This window comes from Azospirillum cavernae (assembly GCF_003590795.1).
GTDB classification, from domain to species: Bacteria; Pseudomonadota; Alphaproteobacteria; order Azospirillales; family Azospirillaceae; genus Azospirillum; species Azospirillum cavernae.
Map to the genome: position 1 here is coordinate 851,260 of NZ_QYUL01000001.1, position 22,772 is coordinate 874,031.

Genomic DNA, 22,772 nt, shown 5'->3' on the forward strand with positions numbered 1-22,772 from the left:
TCTGGTCTCCCATCATGTGGTTGATGGTGAAACGCGCGGATGGTCCTATTTGTTCACGCCTCTTCACGCGCCTTGCTTTTCGCCGCCGCCAGATAGGGCGCCAGATAGCGCCCGGTGTAGCTGCGCTTGACCTTGGCGACCTGTTCGGGCGTGCCTTCGGCGACGATCTCGCCGCCGCCGGTGCCGCCCTCCGGGCCAAGGTCTATGATCCAGTCGGCGGTCTTGATGACCTCCAAATTGTGTTCGATCACCAGCACCGTGTTGCCCTGATCGACCAGCGCGTGGAGAACCTCCATCAGCTTTTCGACGTCGGCGAAATGCAGGCCGGTGGTCGGTTCGTCCAGAATGTAAAGCGTGCGCCCGGTGGCGCGGCGGCTGAGTTCCTTGGACAGCTTGACGCGCTGCGCCTCGCCGCCCGACAGGGTGGTCGCCGCCTGCCCGACATGGATGTAACCGAGGCCCACCCGTTCCAGCGTGTCGAGCTTGTCGCGGATGCCCGGCACCGCCTTGAAGAACTCCTTGCCCTCCTCCACCGTCATGTCGAGGACGTCGGCGATGGTCTTGTCGCGGTAGGTGACGTCGAGCGTCTCGCGGTTGTAACGCTTGCCGTGGCAGACGTCGCAGGTGACGTAGACGTCGGGCAGGAAATGCATCTCGATCTTGATGACGCCGTCGCCCTGGCAGGCCTCGCACCGTCCGCCCTTGACGTTGAAGGAGAAGCGGCCCGGGCCATAGCCGCGCGCCTTGGCCTCCGGCAGACCGGCGAACCAGTCGCGCATTGGCGTGAAGGCCCCGGTGTAAGTCGCCGGGTTGGAGCGCGGGGTGCGGCCAATCGGCGACTGGTCGATATCGATGACCTTGTCGAGATGCTCCAAGCCCAGCACCGAATCATGCTCGGCGGGATGCTCGCGCGCGCCCATCAGCTTGCGCGCCACCGCCTTGTAGAGCGTTTCGATGATGAGGGTGGATTTTCCGCCGCCCGACACGCCGGTGACGCAGGTGAAGGTGCCCAGCGGAATCTTGGTCGAAACGTTCTTCAGATTGTTCGCCCGCGCGCCCGTCACCTCCAGAAATTGGCCGGGATGACCGGGGCGGCGACGCTCGGGGATCGGCACGAAGCGGGTTCCGTTGAGGAATTGCGCCGTCACGCTGTCGGGGTGGCGGCAGACCTCCTCCGGCGTGCCTTGGGCGATGACGGTTCCGCCATGCTGCCCGGCGCCCGGCCCCATATCGACCAGATAATCGGCGCTGCGGATGGCGTCCTCGTCATGCTCGACGACGATCACCGTGTTGCCGATGTCGCGCAGCCGCTTCAGGGTTTCCAGCAGGCGGTCGTTGTCGCGCTGGTGCAGGCCGATGGACGGTTCGTCCAGCACATACAACACCCCGGTCAGGCCGGAACCGATCTGCGAGGCCAAGCGGATGCGCTGGCTTTCGCCGCCGGACAGGGTGCCGGAGCCGCGCGCCAGCGTCAGATACTCCAAGCCGACGGCGTTCAGGAAGCCCAGCCGCTCGTTGATTTCCTTCAGGATGCGGTAAGCGATTTCCTGATCCTTGGGGCGCAGATGCGCGTTCAACTCGCCAAACCACGCCGCCGCCTCGGCGATTGACAGCTCCGTCGCCTCGGAAATGTGACGGCCACGGACCTTGACGGCCAACGCCTCCGGTTTCAGCCGCGCGCCTTTGCAGACCTCGCAGGGTTGGGAGGATTGGAATTTCGCCATTTCATCGCGCGACCACGCGCTGTCGGTCTCGCGGTAACGGCGCTCCAGATTGTTGATGATGCCCTCGAACGGCTTGGCGGTCTGGTAGCTGCGCAGCCCGTCCTCGTAGGTCATCGTGATCGGCGTCTCACCGGAACCGTAGAGGATGGTTTGCCGCACCACGTCCGGCAACTCCTCCCACGGCGTCGTCATCGCCACGCCGAAATGCCGGGCGATGCTGTCAAGCGTCTGGTCGTAATATTTGGAGCTGGACCCGGCCCAGGGCGCGATCACGCCTTTGGACAGCGGCAGCCGTTCATCCGGAACCACCAGCATCGGGTCGAAGTAAATCTTGCTGCCCAAGCCGTCGCAGGCCGGGCAAGCGCCGAACGGGTTGTTGAAGGAGAACAGCCGGGGTTCGATTTCCGGGATGGTGAAGCCCGACACTGGGCAGGCGAATTTTTGTGAAAACACCGTCTGTTCGGCGGTTTCGGCGTTCTCCACCCAAACAATGCCGTCGGCCAGCCCCAGTGCGGTTTCCAGCGAATCGGCCAGCCGGTTGCCCAGACCGTCGCGCACGACGATGCGGTCAACCACCACCTCGATGTCGTGCTTGAGCTTTTTGTTGAGGGCGGGCACCTCGTCGATCTCGTGCATGGCGCCATCGACGCGCACGCGCTGGAAGCCGCGTTTGCGGAGATCCTGTATTTCCTTTTTGTACTCGCCCTTGCGGCCGCGCACGAAGGGGGCCAGCAGCAGCAGGCGCGTTCCCTCCGGCATCGCCATGATGCGGTCCACCATCTGGCTGACCGTCTGGCTTTCAATGGGCAGCCCGGTGGCGGGGGAGTAAGGAACGCCGACCCGCGCCCACAGCAGGCGCATGTAATCGTAAATCTCCGTCACCGTGCCGACGGTGGAGCGGGGATTGCGCGAGGTCGTTTTCTGTTCGATCGAAATGGCGGGCGACAGCCCTTCAATCGAATCGACGTCGGGCTTTTGCATCAGTTCCAGAAACTGGCGCGCGTAGGCCGACAGGCTTTCGACGTAACGACGTTGCCCTTCGGCGTAAATCGTGTCGAAGGCCAACGACGATTTGCCGGAACCCGACAGGCCGGTGATGACAATCAGTTCGTCGCGCGGCAGATCCACATCGACGTTCTTCAGATTGTGTTCCCGCGCGCCACGGACGCTGATGAATTTGTTCATGGTGTGTTCTTTTACCCGAAGCCTGTCCGGTTGGGAAGAGGCATCATGCCCAAAGGTTCGGCCCCGACAAAGCCGCCGTGACGATATAGGCGCAAGGCCAGCGATTGCCACCGCGCGGCGGCAAGCTCTTGGCTCACGCCCAGAACGCCGGGGTGTCGTGAAAGCGTTTCCACAGGTCGGGCAGGGCGCGGCGGCGCTTGTCGGCCTGCCGGTCGATCCAGGCGGCGGTGGCGGCCAGAGTCTTGCCGTCCACGCCGGGCAAGGCCGCCAGCATCTTGCGGCTGGTCGCCGCGTCGTGATCGGCGTCAAGCGCCTGCAACAGCGCCTCGACGACGCCGATGAAGGGCAGGGTGGCGGTTTCCGGGTAAAGCCCGCGAAAGAACTCCGCCGTGTAGCGCAAGGTGCGCAAGCGCCGCCGCAGCTTTTCCCGCGCCTTGGCCTCGTCGGGGATCTTTGGCGCCTTTTCGATCTTGGCCATGCGGGCGGCCAGCCAATCGGCGGCGACGCTGGCGATGGGGGCGTTCAACGCGGCTCGCCGCGCTTCGTCGGCGTTGCTCAGCCACAACCCATCCTCCAACCAAGCGGCCAGCGCCAGGACGTTGGTGGTGCAGCGCGGGGCGAGGATGGCGGCGACCGCCTCGCGCGCGGGTCCGGCCCCAGCGCTGCGGGCGGCGGCTGCCAGCGCGGGCAGCCCCTCCGGCGCTTTCGGGCTGGCCGACAGAGGGTCGATGACGCCCGACAGGGCGACGTCCCAGCCGCGCGCCGGACCAAGCTGCTTGGCGAGCGCGCGGCTGTCCTCCACCAGCCGGTCGGCCTGGGTCGAGGCGACGAGCGGCGCGAACAGCCGGTGCGCGGTGCGCAGGCGACGCAGGGCGACCCGCATCCGGTGCAACCCCTCGACGTCGCTTCCCGCCAGCGCGCAGGCTTCGTTGGCGAGGAATTGGCGCAGGGCGTGGCGCAGGATGTGGCGGTAGGCCTCGGCCACCGTGGTGACGGGCGATAGGGCGAGCGGGGGGGAATCGACCGGGGCGGGCAAGCGTCCCGTGACCAGCCGCAAGCCAACCTCGGCCTTGCTTTCCGTGCCGATGCGCATCGGCACGGCGTTTTGCAGGCGCAAGGCCACATCAAACAGGCGAGCGACCCGGCCCGCCTTCAATTCCAGCTCAACCTCGCTGATCGGGTGAGAGCGTCCACCCGCCTCAATCACCCCCTCATCCACCGCAAGCTCGATGGCGGTTCGGGGATCCGGGCGGATCAACAACGTGGTGCGACGAAAGTCAGTCACGAACTGCGGAGCAAGCGCGGCGCGCGCATCCGTGGGCACCAGACCGGCGAGGCTTTCGGCGGAAAAGACCGACAGATCCAGCGCCTCGCCAGCCACTGGCCAGTCCCACTCGCGCCGCACCGCCACACCCGCCGAATCGCTGGAGGTGGCGCTGTTCACCGTCTTCAAGGTTTGGGTGAAGCGATCACCGTCTTGCCGAACCCGCAAGGCGACGCCCTGGGCGAACAGCCGCAAATCGGGGGTGTCGAAATAAACCGTGCGCAAATGGCGAACCGTCGCCGCGCCTTCCGCCTGCTCCAACACGCTGGGAAGAGCGGCCACGCGCGCCAGATCCGCCGGGGCGACGTGGAGTTTCAGCTCCACCTCGCGAACGGCGGTTCCCTTGGCGACCGGGGAGGGCGCCGTGCTGGTGAGACTGGTGGGCGGCGCGTCGGGCGTGACGGGGGGCAAACGGGTGGTTCCTTCCGGTCGGTCGGATCCGTGGATACTCCAAGATGCGGCGCCGCGTTAAGTAAGTTTGCGCGGCTGCACAAAATCGGCCAGCCGCCCGGCCCCCAGATCCAGGTCACGCCACCGCATCGTCTCGAACAGCAGAACGGCGCAGGAGCCGGTCGGGTATTTTTCCGCCAGATCCTGGCGGTGGTCGTGGTCGCCGCTTCCCGTCAACTCCTGCGCCAATTCGTGCAGGTCGGGGTTGTGGGCGATCAGCATAACCCCCTTGGCGGATTCCGGCGCGTCGCGCAGCCGTTCCAACAGCGTCCGCGCCCCGCACAGATAGAGGCCCCGCTCATGCTCCACGGGGGGAAAGGGCGATCCCATGGCCGCCATCACCCGCTTGCGGGTTTCCACCGCGCGCAGAGCCGTCGAGCAGAGCACCAGATCGACGCGGGCGTGGTGCATCCGCAAGTGGTTGCCGACCAGAGTCGCCGCCTTTTCCCCACGTGGGGCGAGCGGGCGGTCGTGATCGCCGGTGGCGGGGGCGTCCCAGGAGGATTTGGCGTGGCGGAGCAGGAACAATGTCTTCATGGCGAGGCGATTCCAGGAAAACGCGCGGGGCGGCGAGAGGGAAAGCAACAGGAGTCCTGAAATCGTAACGCAAATGGGGTAGAGTTGTCGCCCTGAGCTTTGACCGCGCCGATCACCGGCGCACCCGAACGAACATCAGAGGCTGCCGTGACCAATCTCCAGGATCTCGATACGGTTTGCATTGAAGCGACTGCCCCGGAACGCTTCATCAACCGTGAGTTGTCGTGGCTGGCGTTCAACCAGCGCGTCCTGGACGAAGCGGAAAATCCCAGCCATCCGTTGCTGGAGCGGCTGCGCTTCCTGTCGATTTCGGCCAGCAACCTTGATGAATTCTACATGGTGCGCGTCGCCGGTCTGAAGGGGCAGGTGGCGGCGGGAGTGAAAACCCCCAGCCCGGAAAACCTCACCCCGGCCCAGCAGTTGAACGCCGTCAAGGCGCGCATCGTCGAGCTGATGGCCAGCCAACAGGCGATGTGGCGCACGCTGAAAGGCGAAATGCGCGAAGCGGGAATCTCCGTCGTCGATCCCGAGGAGCTGACCGAATCGGAAAAGGATTGGCTGGAGGCCAAGTTCCTCGACGATATTTTCCCGATTCTGACCCCCATCGCCGTCGATCCGGCCCATCCCTTCCCGTTTTTGCCCAATCTGGGCTTTTCCATCGCGCTCCAACTGCACGACCCGGTGAAGCTGCGCCACATCGACGCGCTGGTGCCGCTGCCCTCGCAGCTTGAACGCTTCATCCGCCTGCCGGGATCGGAGATCCGTTTCATCCAATTGGAAAAGACGGTGATGCTGTTCATCGACCGTCTGTTCCCGCCGTTCCAGGTCAAGGCCCATGGCGTCTTCCGCGTCCTGCGCGACAGCGAAATGGAAATCGAGGAAGAGGCCGAGGATCTGGTCAGCACCTTCGAATCCGCGTTGAAGCGCCGTCGCCGGGGCCGGGTCATCCGCTTGGCGACGGACAACCACATGGCCGCCGACCTGCGCGAGTTCCTGCGCAGCGAGTTGAAGGTGGCGCCGGACGACGTGTTCGCGCTTGATGGCTTGATCGGTTTGGTCGACACCAAGAATTTGATCGTGGACGAGCGCCCGGATTTGGTCTTCCGCCCCTTCAACGCCCGTTTCCCGGAGCGGATCCGCGATTTCGGCGGCGATTGCTTCGCCGCCATCCGTCACAAGGACATCGTCGTTCACCACCCGTATGAGAGCTTCGACGTGGTGGTGCAGTTCATCCGTCAAGCGGCGCGTGATCCGCAAGTCGTCGCCATCAAGCAAACGCTCTACCGCACCAGCAAGGACAGCCCCATCGTCGCCGCGCTGATCGAGGCGGCGGAGGCCGGCAAGTCGGTGACGGCGCTGATCGAGTTGAAGGCGCGCTTCGATGAAGAGGCCAACATCCGCTGGGCGCGCGATCTGGAACGCGCGGGCGCCCAGGTGGTTTACGGCTTCGTCGATTTGAAGACGCACGCCAAGGTGTCGATGGTGGTGCGGCGCGAGAACAAGGCGCTGCGCAGCTACGTCCATTTCGGGACGGGCAACTATCACCCGATCACCGCGAAGATTTACACCGACCTGTCCTTCTTCACCTGCGACCCGGCGCTCTGCCACGACGCGGCGGTGATGTTCAACTTCATGACCGGCTACGCCACGCCGAAGGTTCTGGAAAAGATCGCCATCGCGCCGATCACCCTGCGCCAACGTCTGACCGACCTGATTGAGGCGGAAATCACCCACGCCAACGCCGGTCGCCCGGCGGCCATTTGGGTGAAGCTGAACTCGTTGGTCGATCCGACCATCATCGACCAGCTTTACAAGGCCTCGCAGGCGGGCGTGCAGATTGACATGGTGATTCGCGGCATCTGCTGCCTGCGTCCGGGCGTCAAGGGTCTGTCGGAAAACATCCGCGTGCGCAGCGTCGTCGGTCGCTTCCTGGAGCATGGCCGGGTGATCTGCTTTGGCAACGGCCATGGCCTGCCCAGCGCGCAAGCGAAGATCTTCATCTCCTCGGCGGATTGGATGACCCGCAATCTGGATCGGCGAATCGAGACGCTGGTTCCCATCGAAAACCCGACGGTCCACGAGCAGGTGCTCGACCAGATCATGGTCGGCAATCTGAAGGACGAGGCCAGCACCTGGAAGCTTGGCCCCGATGGCGTGTATCATCGCATCAAGGCTGGCCAAGACGCGTTCAGCGTCCACAATTACTTCATGACCAACCCCAGCCTGTCGGGCCGGGGCAGCGCCTTGAGCAACAAACGCACGCCGCCGCGTTTGATGCTCCGCACGGTGTCGTGACGCCCGGGTGATGGAGTCGATGATGGTGATGGACGACAATCGCGTGATCGCATCGGTCACGCCCTCGCTGGGATCCGGCCATGACCGGCATGGGGCCGAGCGGGTCGCGGTGATCGACATCGGATCAAACTCGATCCGGTTGGTCGTCTATGATGGGTTGACGCGCTCGCCGATGGCGCTGTTCAACGAAAAGGTTCTGTGCGGTCTGGGGCGCGGTGTGGAAAAGGCGGGAACGCTCAACCCCGACGGCGTGGCACAGGCGTTGATCGCGCTGGAGCGTTTCGCCAGCCTGACCGCCGGGATGGAAATCGCCCGGCTCGACGTGATCGCCACGGCGGCGGTGCGCGACGCCAAGGACGGCGCGGCCTTTGTCGAAGCGATTGAACGCCGCACCGGCCTGACCGTCCGCGTCATCAGCGGCGAGGAAGAGGCTCGGCTGTCCGCCATGGGCGTGCTGTCCGGCACGCCGGAGGCCGACGGGCTGGTCGGTGATCTGGGCGGCGGCAGCCTGGAACTGGTTGGCTTGAATCAGGGCGTGATTGGCGAGCAGGTGACGCTGCCGCTCGGCCCGCTGCGGCTGATGGAAACCGGCGTCACCCGCCAAAATGGCCTGATCCGCCTGATCGACCAGCATTTGGAATCGCTGCCCTGGCTGCACAAGGCCAAGGGGCGGCCCTTCTACCCGGTGGGCGGAAGCTGGCGCGCCATCGCCAAGCTGCACATGGAGCAAACCAGCGCGCCGCTGCACATCATCCACCATTACACCCTGCCAGCGCTTGAGGCGCGGGAGTTCGCCGCCCTGATGGGACGGCAAAGCCGCTCTTCGCTGGAAAAGATGGCGGGATCGCGCCGCCGCCTGGACACGCTGCCCTTCGCCGCCCTGGTGTTCGAGCGGCTGTTGCGGGTGGCGCAACCGTCCAAGGTGGTGTTTTCCGCCTATGGCCTGCGCGAAGGGCATCTCTTCTCGCTGCTGTCGCCCGAGGGCCAGCGTGAGGATCCGTTGCTGGCCTCCGCCGCCGATTGGGCGCGGCGCTTCGTTCGCATGGGCGATTCGTCTCTGTTGACCGACTGGACCGCCGGTCTGTTCGCGGGCGAGGACGACAACGCCATCCGTTTGCGCCACGCCGCCTGTCTGTTGAGCGACATCGGTTGGGCCGAACATCCCGATTACCGGGCGGATCACGCCTTTTTGCGCATCCTGCGCTACCCGTTCCCGGCGTTGGACCATGACGAGCGGGCGTTTCTGGCGCTGTCGGCCTACGCGCGTTACGCTGGAACCATTGATTCGCCAACCACGATCGGCGCGCGGTCTCTGGCCTCGGAAGGGCAGGGGTTGCGCGCTTTGGTTCTGGGGTTGGCGCTGCGTCTGGCGCACACCCTGTCAGGCGGGGCCACCGGCCTGCTCAAGCGCACCTCGCTGAAGGTCAGCGGCGAGCGGTTGGTCCTAACCTTGCCGGAAGACGGCAGCGTGCCCTCGGGCGAAGCGGTGCAGCGCCGGGTGGACGCGCTGGCCAAGGCGCTGAACCGCAAGGGTGACGTTCAGTCGGCGCGGGCGCAAGCCGCCTGATTTTGATCGGACGCTTTCCCCGCTGGAGGAGTGGGGAAAGCGTTGATCCGCTCTCTATCCTGGCCAACTCCCGCTTAGAGCATCGAGCGCTTAATCTGGCGCATATCCAGCGTGCTTGAGGTAGTTCCAGCATTCCTCATGCGTATAGAGGTCACAGATGGAGCCGACGGCATTCCAGAGTTCCTCAATGGTGCGTGCGCCGATGCGTCGGAGATGTGCCTTGAGCTTGGCGAAGGCCATCTCGATGGGGTTGAGGTCGGGGCTGTAGGGGGGCAGAAAAAGGAACCAGGCTCCTTTTTCTTTGAGGATGGCTTTGGCCTTTTCGCTTTTGTGGCTGGACAGGTTGTCGAGGATGACGACGTCGCCCGGTCGCAGGGTGGGGGCAAGCTGGGTCTCGACATAGGTTTCGAAGAGAACCTTGTTCATCGCGCCCTTGATGATCCAGGGGGCGGTAAGGCCATCGCAACGCAAGGCGGCGATGAAGGTCTGGGCGCCCCAATGGCCGAATGGCGCTTTGGCCTTGAACCGCTGGCCGCGCTTGGCTCGCCCGCGCAGCCGGGTCATCTTGGTGGTGGTGGCGGTTTCGTCGAGGAACACCAACCGATCCGGTTCCTCGCGCATCCGGGGCTGGCGGTGGCTTCGCCACGTCCGACGGTCATCAGCGACATCAGCGCGACCGGCTTCGGTCGCCAGCACTGTTTTTTTTGACGGTGAAGCCGCTGGCGATCAGGAAGCGCGACAGCGAGGCGGGGTGAGCCGTGACCCCGCGCTCGGCTTTCAGCTTGGCCGCCAGTTCCGGCATGGTGATGTCGCCCTGCGCCTCCACCCAACCGATCAGAAGCGCGGCGTGGGGAGCCAGTTTGCCGCCTCCCGGCGGACGTCCTTGCCGCGCTGGTTCCAGCGATCCCGTCGTCGCCATCCGCTGGGCAAGGCGGATGCTCGTGCTGGCGCTCACGTCAAACCGACGCGCCGCTGCCCGGCGTGACCCGCCTTGCTCGATCTCACCGTAAATCCGAACACGAAGATCCGACGAATAGCTCTGACCCATGTTTCACCTCCAACTACCGTGAATCATGGCGAAAAAACAAACGCAAGCCTTCGATTCAGATTTCACGCGCGATGCTCTAACGTCCACTTGTTTGGAGTGCGTCAGAATGCCCCGTACTTTTTCGGCGGTGGGAAGCGTACAGTCTCAGCTATGCGCTTCAACGCATAAGCGGATGTTCGGATGCCTTCAATGCACGAACTGATGTCCGCTCTGGCCGACCCAACGCGCCTTGGGGCGTTGCGATTGCTTTGGGATGGCCGTGAGCGTTGCGTCTGCGAACTGATGGAAACGCTTGGCGTCACCCAGTCCCGCATGTCGCGCCATTTGGGGGTTCTGAAGGCCGTTGGCCTTGTGATCGACCGTCGGGACGCCCAATGGGTTCGCTACCGGCGGAATCCAATCATCGCCGCCCCGGTCGTCGCCGTTGTCGACGCCGTCGTGATGGCGATGCCCGGCGCGCGAAAGGAAATCGCATGACCGTCAATGCGCACATGATTCCCGATGGGGAGTCTCGACCGGCGGCATGGCCCTGGATTGCCGGGACAGCGGCGTTTGTCATCACCTGGGTGGCGCTCTACGCCCAACTTCCAGCCTTTTCCGATTGGGTGGTGTCCGTGCTTCCCTTGGAGAGGGGCGGGCATTTCGAGGAAGCCGTTCGCTTCTTCGTCTACGACACCCCAAAGGTGCTGATGCTTCTGACGTTGGTTGTGTTCATCATGGGCGTCGTCCGCAGCTTTTTTTCGCCTGAGCGCACGCGGGCGCTGTTGGCTGGCCGTCGCGAAGGAATTGGCAATGTGGCCGCTGCCGGCTTGGGCATTGTCACCCCGTTCTGTTCTTGCTCCGCCGTGCCGCTGTTCATCGGTTTTGTGTCGGCTGGGGTTCCGTTGGGCGTGACCTTCTCGTTCCTGATCGCCGCGCCGATGGTCAACGAGGTGGCGTTGGGTCTGCTGTTTTGGTTGGCTGGAAGGTCGCCCTGACCTACCTCGTCTTTGGACTCGGCGTCGCCATCATCGCCGGGTGGATCATCGGGCGCTTGCATCTTGAGGGATGGCTTGAGGAGTGGGTGCGCAATGTGCGGTCCAACGCCGACACTCCGCCTGCGAATCACGTCACCGTTGCCGACCGCGTCAAGGCGGGTGTCGACGCGGTTCGCGAGATTGTCGCCAAGGTCTGGTTGTGGATCATCCTCGGCATCGCTGTCGGAGCAGGCATCCACGGCTACGCGCCAGCGGAACTTCTCGCCGCCATCATGGGCCGGGACTCTTGGTGGTCGGTGCCTGCGGCGGTGCTCATCGGCATTCCCATGTATTCCAACGCCGCCGGGATTATCCCCATCGTTGAGGCGCTGATCGGCAAGGGCGCTGCTCTCGGCACCGTGCTGGCCTTCATGATGTCGGTGATCGCCCTGTCGCTTCCCGAGATGATTATCCTCCGCAAGGTGCTGAGCCTTCGTCTGATCGCCGTGTTCATCGGCGTCGTCGGCCTTGGCATCCTGATCGTCGGCTTCCTCTTCAACGCGTTGTTTGCCTAAAAACAGGGAGGGTTCGATGAAGACCATCAAAGTGCTTGGCCCCGGATGCAAACGCTGCCAGACCACCGCCGACATGCTGCGGACGGAGGCGGACCGCTTGGGCGTCGATGTTCAGATCGAGAAGATCACCGACTATGCCGTGATCGCCGGGTATGGGGTCGTTTCGACGCCCGGCATTGTCATTGATGAAACGCTGGTTCATGCAGGGGGGCTGCCGAAGCCCGAGGAACTGGCCAAGTGGCTAACCGCGTGAGCGGGGACGAGAGGCGGCGTCCGACCTGTTCTTTCTCTGTCGCTCAGTCGTCCTGCATCAGGGCCGACAGGTGGGACGCGATGAGTCGGTCGGCGGCGGCGCGCGCCGCCTGTTCGGCCTGCGTCGGGGTGAGGTTGAATGTGTCCCGGTACAGCTTGGCGGTGGCGGTGATCGCGGCGGGCAGGGCGGCGACCGTCGCCTTGTAATCGGCCTCCGACCACACATTGAAATCGCGCCAGGCGCGGAAGGCGGCCAGCACGGCCTTGCGCTGCTCCGCCGCCAGTTTGGAGTCGTCGGATTGCGGCGGGTCGAGCAGGGTGGCGGGCATCAGCGAAGCTTGCAGCGCGTCGATCTCAGTTTGACGACCGCCATTCTGGCGGAGGAGGCCGCCGCTGTCCTCTTGCCCCGGGAGCGTGTTCGGCGACATCCGCGCTTCGACCTTCTTCCATTCCGGCAAATCAAACACGGAGACTGGCGGGTTGCACAGGGCGGGGGAGGCGTCCCGGCTGTTGTTCCAGAAGGCGCCAAAGGCCTCGAAGGCGGTTACGCCGTGTTTGGTGAACAGGAAGCAGGGGGCGTCCATTTCGGTGGTGGACAGCACATGGCGCAGCAGCAGCAAGGCGGATCCCACCGGGGCGGCGGCGACGTCGCCCAATTTGACCATTTCCTCTTTCATGTCGGGATCGGGCGTCAGGTCACGGAGAATGGCGGACGTCAGCGCCCGAACCATGGCTTCGCGGCTCGTGTCCTTGTCCGGCGGCGCGGCCATGCCGGACTGAAACAGATAGACCAACCACGCCTTGGCCGCCGGACCGTCATAGCGCTGGAGCGCGGCGACGGCGGCCTTCGGATCCTTGGGAATGGCGGCGGCGATGGCCGCAAGCTTCTTCTGCGCGGCGCCGTTCAACGCCTGGATGTCGCCGACGCGCTTGTTGTACAGCCGCAGGCAGGCGTCGGTGTTGGCGCGGTCCGCGCAGGTCCGGTCCCGTTCGGCCAGAAAGCTTTGCTGGCCGCGCAGAACCGCGTCGCGCTCGCTGACCGGCGTGTTGGCCAGCGTCTCGCGCAGCGTGGTGGCGACGTCCTCAACTGAGACCTTGATGTCGGCGCTGGCGCACAGCGTTCGGTCCACCGGGGTCGCGGACTTGGCGCAGTTCAGCGGCGCGGTTTGCGCGGTTCCGGGTGTTGCGTGGGCCGCGCTCTGGGCGCTGGCGATTGATGAACCGCCGCCCGCCGCCAATCCGGCCATAAGAGCGGCCCAGCCAAGAAACCGCACCGTCGAACGCGCCATCCTCGCATCGCCTTGTGTTGGACAATCATCGCTGGCGACGATAGACCATTGCACGCCGGATCGGAAGAATGGCCAAAGGCGCGACATGTGACAGGCGCATCACACGGCAAAGCCGCCCTGCTCCCAAATCTGACGGCTTGTTTTCCATAATCATTATTATGTGTTATTGATGGGCCGTGGAAATGCCCGGGCCGGTCGGCTATGGTTCCGGCCCAATCGAACACCCGTTATCCCGTTTCGGAGACCCGAAGATCATGGCCCGCAACATCGACCGGCTCATCGACGTCATGGCGCGGCTGCGCGATCCCAACGGCGGCTGCCCGTGGGATCTGGTGCAAACCTACAAGACCATTGCGCCGCACACCATCGAAGAAGCCTATGAGGTTGCCGACGCCATCGAGAAGGACGACAAGGCGGCGCTGCGGGAGGAACTGGGCGATCTTCTGTTCCAGGTCGTCTATTACAGCCAGATGGCGCGCGAGGAAGGACTGTTTGATTTCGAGGAGGTCGCCGGAGTCATCACCGACAAGATGATCCGCCGCCATCCCCACGTCTTCGGCCCCGAAGAAATCAACAGCGCCGACCAACAGACCTCGCGTTGGGAAGAGCACAAGGCCGCCGAACGCGCCGCCAAGGCCGCCGAGGAAGGCCGCGCCCCGTCGGCGCTGGAGGGAGTCATCCCTGCCCTGCCCGCCTTGACCCGCGCGCTGAAGCTGCAAAACCGCGCGGCGCGGGTCGGCTTCGACTGGACCGACGCCCGCGACATTCTCGACAAGATCGAGGAGGAGGTGCAGGAACTGCGCGCCGAGATGGACGCCGGTTCGGCGCAAGACCGCGTCGCCGACGAGTTGGGCGACCTGCTGTTCGCCCTGGTTAACCTCGGCCGTCGCCTGAAAGTGGAGCCGGAATCGGCGCTGCGCGGCACCAACGCCAAGTTTGAGCGCCGTTTCCACCGCATCGAAGCCCTGCTGGCTGACCAAGGCCGCAAACCGGAAGACGCCACGCTCGACGAGATGGAAGCCTTCTGGCAGCAAGCCAAGCGAGAGGAACGCGGCGAGGCGTGACGCCCCGCCCCTGCCCGGTCCTCTCCGTCAGAGGAAAAACACCAGCGTGGTCAAGCCCAACAGCGGCACCAGGATGCCAAAGGACCACGCCATATAGCCAAAGAAGCTCGGCATGGCGACGCCGCGTTCTTCGGCGATCGCCTTGACCATGAAGTTGGGGGCGTTGCCGATGTAGCTGTTGGCCCCCATGAAGACCGCCCCGGCGGAAATCGCCGTCAGGGTCAGGGCCAGATCGCCCATCAGGGTCGCGGCGTCGCCGCCCGCCGTGTTGAAGAAGATGAGGTAGGTCGGCGCGTTGTCGAGGAAGCTCGACAGGATGCCCGCCGCCCAGAAATAGGCGGCGGGGTTGGGTTTGCCGCCGTCGTTCACCGCCGCGATGATCGCGCCCAACGCGCCGTCGGTTCCCGCCTTAAGGATGGCGATGGCGGGAATGATGGTCAGGAAGATCGCGGCGAACAGCTTGGCGACCTCGATCATCGGCCCCCAACTGAAGCCGTTCAGGCGACGGCTTTTCTCGCTCGTCAGCTTCAACGACAAGACGGAGATGCCGATCAGCAGGATTTGCGAGACGATGCTCTCCAGTGGCACGGTGACGTGGTGGAGCGTGACGCCGACGCCGGGATGCCAGACGCCGCTCAACAGCACCGCGCTGATGATGGCGACCAGCAGCAGCAGATTGACGCCGCCCTCGACCCGCACCGGCTCCCGCTCATGCACGCCCTCGATCAACGGGTGTTTGCCAGGGTCGCGGGTGTGCAAGACCAGATCCAGGACGAAATAAATCGCCAGCAGCAGGCCGGACAGGAAAACCATCGGCCCGAACAGATGCGTCGTCGGCCAAAAAAAATCGACGCCCTTCAGAAAGCCCAGGAACAGAGGCGGGTCGCCCAGCGGCGTCAGCGAGCCGCCGACGTTCGACACCAGGAAGATGAAGAACACCACCGTGTGGACCTTATGGCGGCGGTGTTCGTTGGCGCGCAAAAGCGGGCGGATCAGCAGCATCGACGCGCCGGTGGTTCCCATCAGGCTGGCCAGCGCCGTTCCCAGCGCCAAGCCAACCGTGTTGGCCAGCGGCGTTCCCACCAACGACCCAACCAGCCGCACCCCGCCCGCCACGGTGAACAGCGCGGTCAGCAGGACGATGAAGGGGATGTATTCCAACAGAACGGTGTGCAGCAGCTCGTAGGTCGCCAGTTCCACGCCAAAGAACGCGGCGAAGGGCAGCAGGAAGGCCAAGGCCCAGGCGGCGGAGATTTTGCCGAAATGATGGTGCCAGACCATCGGGGCCAGCAGCGGAAACAGCGCGATGGACAGCAGGATCCCAGCGAAGGGAACCACCCACAGCGCCCCCATCGCTCGCCCGTCGAGATGCGGCGCGCCCGCCTCCGCCGCCAGGGCGAGATCGGGCACGCCAATCCCGACAAGGCCGATCAAAAGAAGCGACAGCGCGGCGGCGCGGCGGGGAAAAATCTGCGTGGTCATCGGTCCAAGGCACCGGCTGGAAAGGGTGGCGGAGTATGCGGTTTGATCCCGGCCAAGCCAAGACGCTATGGCGCGGGCGACGGCGAACTTTCGTAGCCCGGTCGGCAAGGGTGGATCGTCACTGCCTCCCCCGCCCGTCCGGTCCAGGCGCTCAACAACCGGCAGTCCTTTCCGGCGCACAGCCGGTGATCGGCGGTGAAGCCGGATGCCGCCAGAGTCACGCTGTCCTGCGGGGCCAAGCGCGGCGTCCACACCCACCACCCGTCGATCAGACGGGCGTCGGTTCCCGGCTCCATGCCCGCCCCGGTTCCCCGGACGCGGGCCTCGGTCAGGACCAAGCGCCCCTCCTCCACCCGCCACTCCTCCCGCCATTCGGTCTTTTCCACCGAATGGGTCCAGGACAGGGTGAAGGACGCCCCTGGCAACGTGGCGAGCAAAGCGCCGCCCAGCGCCGCCGCCACGCACAACCCGCTCACGCCGGGGCGGTCGCCAAGGCCCGCCGCTGGCGGTGCTGCCAAAGCAGGAACAGCCCGGTCATGACGAAGGCCGCCTCGTCGGTCATCGGCACGGCCACCACGAACAGGAAGGACGTGGCGGCGGCGTAAACCCGCGCCGCCCAGGACAGCGGCGTCCAGAAAAAGCCGATGGTCGCCGCGCCCCACAGCCCGATGGCGACGCAGGCCTTGCAGAGAATGTAAGCGACGTCGAACCAGTCGCCGCTTTGCAGCATCAGCGCCGGATCATAGACCGCCATGAAGGGGACGACGTAGCCCGCCATGGCGATGCGGGTGGCGATCCAGCCGATGTCCATGTGATCGGCCTTGCAGATCGACGAGGCGGCCAGCGCCGCCAACGCCACCGGCGGCGTCAGATCGGCCATGATGCCGAAATAGAAGACGAACATGTGCGAGACGATCAACGGGACGCCCATGGTCAGCAAGGCTGGCGCGGCGATGGACGCGGTGATGATGTAGTTGGCCGTCGTCGGCAGCCCGGTGCCGAGCACGATGCAGGCGATCATCGTCAGCACCAGCGCCGCCAGCAGATTCCCGCCCGACCAATCGACGATGGTGGAGGCGAAGCTCGACGCCAGCCCGGTCAGCGTCATCATGCCGATCAGCACGCCGACCAGCGCGCAGGCGACGCCGACGCCGACGGCGTTCTTCGCCCCGTCGGCGACGCTGCGCACCACCAGCGACAGGGTTTCCCGACCGCCCCGGAACAGCAGACAGGGAATGATGAGCAGAACCACCATGGTGAAGGCCAGATGCTCCGTGCGCAGCCCCAACCGCCACAACCCGGCGGCGGCCAGCCCGACCACCACCCAAAAGGCCACCCGCAAACTCATCGGCCCGATGGTGGTGACGATGCGCATGCCCAGAATCAGCGCCGCCGTCGCCGCGATCCCCATCACCCCGGCGAACAGCGGGGTGAAGCCGGAAAACAGCAGATAAACCAAAGCGGCCAGCGGCAGAATCATATACCAACCCTCGACCACCGCCTTCGCCGCGTTCGGGCATTGATCGCGCGGCAGCCCGACCAGATTCCGCATCCCCGCTTCCAGATGGACCATCCAAAAGGCGCTGCCGAAATAGAGGAAGGCCGGAATCGCGGCGGCGACCGCCACCTCGCTGTAGGGAACGCCAATGGTTTCCGCCATGATGAAGGCGGCGGCCCCCATCACCGGCGGCATCAACTGGCCGCCCATGCTGGCGGTGGCCTCGACCGCCCCGGCGAAGGCCGGGCGGTAGCCGAAGCGCGTCATCAGCGGGATGGTGAATTGCCCGGTGGTCAGCACGTTGGCCACGCCCGACCCGTTTATCATCCCCATCAAGCCGGAGGAGATGACCGCGACCTTGGCCGGTCCCCCCTTGGCGTGGCCGACCATGCCGAGCGAGACGTCGTTGAACAGCTTAATCATCCCGGCCCGCTCCAAAAAGGCGCCGAACAGGATGAACAGGAAGATGTAGCTGGCCGACACGAAGGTTGGCGTGCCGTAAATCCCTTCGGTCGACAGGAACAGATTGTCGATAACCTGATCCAGATCGTAACCGCGATGCCCCAGCCCGAAGGGCAGATAGCGCCCGAACAGCGCGTAGGGGATGAAGACGCCGCACATGATCGGCAAAGCGAGGCCCATGATGCGCCGCGCGCCCTCAAACACCAGCGCCACGGCGATGGTTCCGACCACCAGATCGGTGGTGGTCGGATCGCCCGAACGCTGAATCAGATCCACCTCGAAGACATAATGATAGAGGCCGATGGCGAAGGCGGTCAGTCCCAGCAGCCAATCATGCCAGGGCACCCGCTTGCGCTCCGCCTCCGGACGGAAGCCGAACAGAGCGTAGGTCATCAGCAGCAGAAAGCCGACATGGACCGACCGCACCACCATGCTGGACAGCGGGTTGAAGGTGGCGGTCCACAATTGGAAGGTGGAAAAGGCCACGGCGATGAGAAACACGGCCTTGCCGTCAAAGCCCTCGAACGCGATGACGGTGGACGGGTTTTCGCGGTCGATGGCCTGACGGATTTGGGCGTCCGCGTCGCTTGTCTTCGCGCTCATAGCGCCCGCTCCGAACCGCGCCCGCTCACATCAGGCCCTTTTCCTTGAAGAACTTGATCGCGCCGGGATGCAGCGGCACCGGCGACTGGGTGGCCCCGGCGTCCAGCTTGATCTGCTTGGCCGCGACATGGGCGGCGGCCAGCGCGTCAAGATTCTCGAACAGCGTCTTGGTCATGGCGTAAGCCGCGTCGTCGGACACGCCGGAATGGCTGACCAGCAGGTTGCGGACGGCGGCGGTCGGCACCGCGTCGGTCTGGCCGGGATAGGTGTTGGCGGGGACCTGTTCGGGAATGAACGCCGGATCGCCGACCTTGGCCACCACGTCGGCGGGAATGCTGACGATGGTCACCTCTTGCGAGGTCGACAGATCCTTGATCGCGGCGACGCCCAGCCCGGCGGAAATCAGCGTGGCGTCCAACTGGCGATTCTTGATGAGATCGACCGATTCGCCAAACGGCAAATATTCGGTGCGGGCGAAATCCTTATAGGCCAGCCCGGCGGCGCCGAAGATCGCCCGCGCGTTCAGCTCCGTCCCCGATTTCGGCGCGCCGACGGAAATCCGTTTGCCCTTCAGATCGGCCAGCGTCTTGATGCCCGATTCCTTGCTGGCCACCACCTGGATGTAATTGGGGTAGATGGCGGCGATGGTGCGCAGCTTGTCCAGCTTGGTCTTGAAGCCCGCTTCCTCGTTGCCCTTCCAGGCGTCGCCCAGCGAATCGCCCAGCGTGAAGCCGATCTCTCCACGCCCGGCCTGGAGCAGATTGAGGTTTTCGACCGACGCCTTGGTCGCCTGCGCCGTGACCTTGGCCCCCGGCAACGCCTTGCCATAAACGTTGGAAAGGGCGACGCCCAGCGGGTAATAGACCCCGCTGGTTCCCCCGGTCAGCACGGTGATGAACGACTCGGCCTGAGCCGGCAGTGACGCGAACAGGCAGACTCCGACGGCGGCGACAAGGCGTTTCATGCTGGCTCTCCCGGTTGTCTTTGGCGCGCCCGCGTGCTGCGGGGATCGCCAAGCCACTGTAACGCGGCGAAAAATTGCGCGCCAGTACGGACTATCCGAGTCTTGGACGGTTTCAAGACACTTCTTTTGGCCATCCGCCATCGGACGGCTTGACCTTGGCCCATCGACACACCCTATCCTTGGTCCAGCAACCGACTCTCGACCCAAAGAACAGCCAGCCATTCAAAAGCCAGCGGGAGGATTATCAATGCCCTGTACCGTTACGATGACCGTCAACGGCAAGACGGTCTCGCGCGAGGTGGAGGAGCGGACCCTGCTCGTCACCTTCCTTCGCGAGCATGTGGGCCTGACCGGCACCCATGTCGGGTGCGACACGAGCCAATGCGGCGCCTGCGTCGTCCATGTCGATGGCCGTTCGGTGAAATCCTGCGCCACCCTGGCGCTCCAGGTCGACGGCGCGACCGTGACGACGATCGAGGGGCTGGCGGCGGCCGACGGCGCGCTGCACCCGATGCAGGCGGCCTTTCGCGAGCATCACGGTCTGCAATGCGGCTTCTGCACGCCGGGCATGGTCATGAGCGCCGTGGATCTGGTGAACAGCAACCCGTCCTTGTCCGAACAGGACATTCGCGAGGGGTTGGAGGGCAACATCTGCCGCTGCACCGGCTACCACAACATCGTCAAGGCCGTGCAGGCCGGGGCCGAGGCGATGAACGCCGACCAAGCGGCGAAGATCGCCGCCGAGTAAGTGGAGCATCCCAAGCGAAGCGATGTCCGCTCTGCGGGCCGCCCATCAGCCTGAAGCGCGCTTGAACGAGGAAAAAGGCGAATGCCTTACGTCAATCTGAAGATCACCAAGGACGGTGTGACCAAAGAGCAAAAGGCCGAACTTGTGCGCGGAATAACGGATCTTCTCGTCCGTGTTCTGAACAAGAAGCCCGAACACACGCACATCGTGATCGACGAAATCGATGTCGAGAATTGGGGATATTGCGGAGTTCTGACGTCGGAGTATCGAGCGAACGACAAAGACTAACGGCGGCGCGTCCCAATCACTCGTCATAACGGGCCGGAACACGGTCGATTGTGGGAGGATACACCAGATGGCGAACCCCAATGGCGTCGGCGCGTCGGTGCGTCGGCGCGAAGATCCTCGGTTTCTGACGGGCCGTGGCAATTACACGGACGACTTCAAGCGCCCGAACATGACCCACATGGTTCATGTCCGCTCGCCCTACGCCCACGCTCTGGTCAAGGGCATTGACGCCAGCGCCGCGCTGGCCGCTCCCGGCGTGGTCGCCGTGCTGACCGGGGCCGACATGGAGGCCGACAAGGTCGGCAGCCTGCCCTGCGGTTGGCAAATCCACTCCAAAGACGGCTCGCCGATGAAGGAGCCGGGGCATTTCCCGCTGGCTCGTGGCCGGGTCCGTTACGTCGGCGACGCCGTCGCCGTGGTGATCGCCGAGACCAAGGATCAGGCGCGCGACGCCGCCGAACTGGTCATGGTCGATTACGAGGAGCTGCCCGCCGTCGCCGCCTCCACCCGCGCCGCGACGCCCGACGCCCCGCAGGTGCATGACGAGGCGCCGGGCAACGTCTGTTACGACTGGCACATCGGCGACAAGGCGGCGGTGGATTCCGCCTTCGCCCAGGCCGCCCATGTGGCGAAAATTGATCTGGTCAACAACCGGCTGGTTCCCAACGCGATGGAGCCGCGCGCGGCGCTGGGCGAGTATGACCCGTCCAGCGGCGAACACACGCTGACCACCACCAGCCAGAACCCCCACGTCATCCGTTTGCTGATGGGGGCCTTCGTGCTGGGGATTCCCGAGCACAAGCTGCGGGTGGTGGCGCCGGACGTCGGCGGCGGTTTCGGCTCCAAGATTTTCCATTATGGCGAGGAGGCCGTCGTCACCTGGGCGGCGAAGAAGATCGGCCGTCCGGTGAAATGGACCGCCGACCGTTCGGAAAGCTTCCTGACCGACGCCCATGGCCGTGACCATGTCAGCCACGCCGAATTGGCGATGGACAAGGATGGCCATTTCCTGGGCTTGCGCGTCGCGACCTTGGCCAATCTCGGCGCCTATCTCTCGACCTTCGCGCCGTCGATTCCGACCTACCTTTACGCCACCCTGCTGGCCGGTCAGTACAAGACCCCGGCAATCTACGCCGAGGTGAAGGCCGTCTTCACCAACACCGCCCCGGTGGACGCCTATCGCGGGGCCGGTCGCCCGGAAGCCTGCTATTTGATCGAGCGTCTGGTGGACATCGCGGCGGGGGTGGCTGGTCTCGACCGCGTCGAGATCCGGCGGCGGAACTTCGTCCCAGCCTCCGCCATGCCTTATCAGACGCCGGTCGCCTTGCAGTATGACAGCGGCGACTTCGCCAAGAATCTCGACATCGCCCTGCCTCTGGTCGATTACGACGGCTTCGCGGCGCGCAAGGCGGCGTCGAAGGCCAAGGGCAAGCTGCGCGGCATTGGTTTCTCCACCTACATCGAAGCCTGCGGCATCGCCCCCAGCAACGTCGCCGGGGCGTTGGGCGCGCGGGCCGGTCTGTACGAAAGCGCGGAGGTCCGCTTCCACCCCACAGGCTCGGTGACGGTCTTCACCGGGTCGCACAGCCACGGCCAGGGCCACGAAACCACCTTCGCCCAACTGGTGTCCCAGCGTTTCGGCGTGCCCATCGAGAATGTCGAGATCGTTCACGGCGACACCGCCAAGATCCCGTTCGGCATGGGCACCTACGGCTCCCGCTCCTTGGCGGTCGGCGGTTCGGCCATCGTCAAGGCGATGGACAAGGTGGAGCGCAAGGCCAAGAAGATCGCCGCCCACATGCTCGAAGCCGCCGAAACCGACATCGAGGTGAAGGAAGGCCGCTTCACCGTCGCCGGAACGGACAAGAGTCTGGGCATCGGCGACATCGCCCTGCAAGCCTATGTCCCGCACAATTTCCCGCTCGACGAGTTGGAGCCGGGGTTGGACGAGCAGGCTTTCTATGATCCGAAAAACTTCACCTACCCGAACGGTTGCCATGTTTGCGAGGTGGAGATTGATCCCGACACCGGCGTGACCCAGGTCGTCGCCTTCTCGGCGGTCGATGATTTCGGCAACGTCATCAACCCGCTGATCGTCGAGGGACAGGTGCATGGCGGCATCGTCCAGGGCATCGGGCAGGCGCTGCTTGAAAATTGCGTCTACGACGATGAATCCGGCCAGCTTCTGACCGGCTCCTACATGGATTACTGCATGCCGCGCGCCGACGACGTGCCGTCCTTCACCGTGCGTTACCACGAAGACCAGCCTTGCACCCACAACCCGCTGGGCGTGAAGGGCTGCGGCGAGGCCGGGACCATCGGCGCGTCCGCCGCCGTGATGAACGCGGTGGTCGACGCGCTGGGCGCGTTCGGCGTCACCCATATCGACATGCCCGCCACGCCGGAAAAGATCTGGCGTGTCATTCAAGACGCGACGCCCGCCATGGCCGCTGAGTAAGAA

At 64.7% G+C, this 22,772-nt stretch carries 17 protein-coding genes and 1 pseudogene; 9 read left to right on the top strand and 9 right to left on the bottom strand.

Going from position 1 to position 22,772, the window contains the following annotated elements:
• Positions 1–53: 53 nt before the first annotated feature.
• From uvrA to D3877_RS04035, 3 genes are all read right to left on the bottom strand, one after another.
• Positions 54–2,909: an excinuclease ABC subunit UvrA gene (gene uvrA / locus D3877_RS04025; protein WP_119829447.1), complete on the bottom strand. Its 2,856-nt coding sequence runs from the start codon at positions 2,907–2,909 to the stop codon at positions 54–56.
• Positions 2,910–3,042: 133 nt separating this feature from the next.
• The gene (locus D3877_RS04030; protein WP_119829448.1) at positions 3,043–4,644 is read right to left on the bottom strand and encodes a CYTH and CHAD domain-containing protein; all 1,602 of its coding nucleotides are present in this window, start codon (positions 4,642–4,644) and stop codon (positions 3,043–3,045) included.
• A 57-nt stretch (positions 4,645–4,701) separates the two neighbouring features.
• Entirely contained in the window at positions 4,702–5,220 is a 519-nt protein-coding gene (locus tag D3877_RS04035; protein ID WP_119829449.1) for a SixA phosphatase family protein, read from the bottom strand.
• 147 nt (positions 5,221–5,367) lie between these two features.
• On the opposite strand from D3877_RS04035, the gene D3877_RS04040 reads away from it, so the two are divergent.
• Positions 5,368–7,515 carry an RNA degradosome polyphosphate kinase gene (locus D3877_RS04040; RefSeq protein ID WP_119829450.1) on the top strand — a complete coding sequence of 716 codons (2,148 nt, stop codon included), beginning with the start codon at positions 5,368–5,370 and terminating at the stop codon, positions 7,513–7,515.
• Between the two features lie 28 nt (positions 7,516–7,543).
• On the top strand, positions 7,544–9,082 hold the full coding sequence (locus D3877_RS04045; protein ID WP_119830774.1) for a Ppx/GppA family phosphatase: 1,539 nt from the start codon (positions 7,544–7,546) through the stop codon (positions 9,080–9,082).
• A gap of 90 nt (positions 9,083–9,172) precedes the next feature.
• Here D3877_RS04045 and D3877_RS04050 read toward each other — a convergent pair.
• A protein-coding gene (locus D3877_RS04050; protein ID WP_119829451.1) for an IS630 family transposase occupies positions 9,173–10,130 on the bottom strand; the annotation gives its coding sequence in 2 pieces (ribosomal slippage) (positions 9,173–9,787 and positions 9,789–10,130; 957 coding nt in all).
• A gap of 189 nt (positions 10,131–10,319) precedes the next feature.
• Between D3877_RS04050 and D3877_RS04055 the strand changes: the two genes are divergently transcribed.
• From D3877_RS04055 to D3877_RS04065, 3 genes and pseudogenes are all read left to right on the top strand, one after another.
• Positions 10,320–10,607: an ArsR/SmtB family transcription factor gene (locus D3877_RS04055; RefSeq protein WP_119829452.1), complete on the top strand. Its 288-nt coding sequence runs from the start codon at positions 10,320–10,322 to the stop codon at positions 10,605–10,607.
• A gap of 212 nt (positions 10,608–10,819) precedes the next feature.
• A pseudogene (locus D3877_RS04060) lies at positions 10,820–11,661 on the top strand (permease).
• 16 nt (positions 11,662–11,677) lie between these two features.
• Entirely contained in the window at positions 11,678–11,914 is a 237-nt protein-coding gene (locus tag D3877_RS04065) for a thioredoxin family protein (protein ID WP_119829453.1), read from the top strand.
• 43 nt (positions 11,915–11,957) lie between these two features.
• Here the strand turns inward: D3877_RS04065 and D3877_RS04070 are convergent, their stop codons facing one another.
• On the bottom strand, positions 11,958–13,202 hold the full coding sequence (locus tag D3877_RS04070; RefSeq protein ID WP_119829454.1) for a lysozyme inhibitor LprI family protein: 1,245 nt from the start codon (positions 13,200–13,202) through the stop codon (positions 11,958–11,960).
• Between the two features lie 254 nt (positions 13,203–13,456).
• Here D3877_RS04070 and mazG point away from each other — a divergent pair, with 254 nt between their 5' ends.
• Positions 13,457–14,266, top strand: coding sequence for a nucleoside triphosphate pyrophosphohydrolase (mazG, locus tag D3877_RS04075; protein WP_119830775.1), 810 nt, complete (start codon positions 13,457–13,459; stop codon positions 14,264–14,266).
• A gap of 27 nt (positions 14,267–14,293) precedes the next feature.
• Here mazG and D3877_RS04080 read toward each other — a convergent pair whose 3' ends face one another.
• The 4 genes from D3877_RS04080 to D3877_RS04095 form a co-directional block, all read right to left on the bottom strand.
• Positions 14,294–15,748: a sodium:proton antiporter gene (locus D3877_RS04080; protein WP_119829455.1), complete on the bottom strand. Its 1,455-nt coding sequence runs from the start codon at positions 15,746–15,748 to the stop codon at positions 14,294–14,296.
• Between the two features lie 65 nt (positions 15,749–15,813).
• On the bottom strand, positions 15,814–16,224 hold the full coding sequence (locus tag D3877_RS04085; protein WP_119829456.1) for a DUF1850 domain-containing protein: 411 nt from the start codon (positions 16,222–16,224) through the stop codon (positions 15,814–15,816).
• Complete coding sequence (locus D3877_RS04090; protein ID WP_119829457.1) at positions 16,221–18,311, bottom strand: TRAP transporter permease; 2,091 nt, start codon at positions 18,309–18,311, stop codon at positions 16,221–16,223. The genes D3877_RS04085 and D3877_RS04090 overlap by 4 nt, the downstream gene beginning before the upstream one ends.
• Positions 18,312–18,336: 25 nt before the next feature.
• A complete protein-coding gene (locus D3877_RS04095; protein ID WP_119829458.1) occupies positions 18,337–19,275 on the bottom strand; it encodes a TAXI family TRAP transporter solute-binding subunit in 939 nt (312 codons plus the stop codon).
• Between the two features lie 247 nt (positions 19,276–19,522).
• Between D3877_RS04095 and D3877_RS04100 the strand changes: the two genes are divergently transcribed.
• From D3877_RS04100 to D3877_RS04110, 3 genes are all read left to right on the top strand, one after another.
• Positions 19,523–20,023 (top strand): (2Fe-2S)-binding protein, encoded by a 501-nt coding sequence (locus D3877_RS04100; RefSeq protein WP_119829459.1) that lies wholly within the window; start codon positions 19,523–19,525, stop codon positions 20,021–20,023.
• A gap of 81 nt (positions 20,024–20,104) precedes the next feature.
• On the top strand, positions 20,105–20,311 hold the full coding sequence (locus D3877_RS04105; RefSeq protein WP_119829460.1) for a tautomerase family protein: 207 nt from the start codon (positions 20,105–20,107) through the stop codon (positions 20,309–20,311).
• A gap of 67 nt (positions 20,312–20,378) precedes the next feature.
• Positions 20,379–22,769 (top strand): xanthine dehydrogenase family protein molybdopterin-binding subunit, encoded by a 2,391-nt coding sequence (locus tag D3877_RS04110; protein ID WP_119829461.1) that lies wholly within the window; start codon positions 20,379–20,381, stop codon positions 22,767–22,769.
• Positions 22,770–22,772 lie beyond the last annotated feature (3 nt).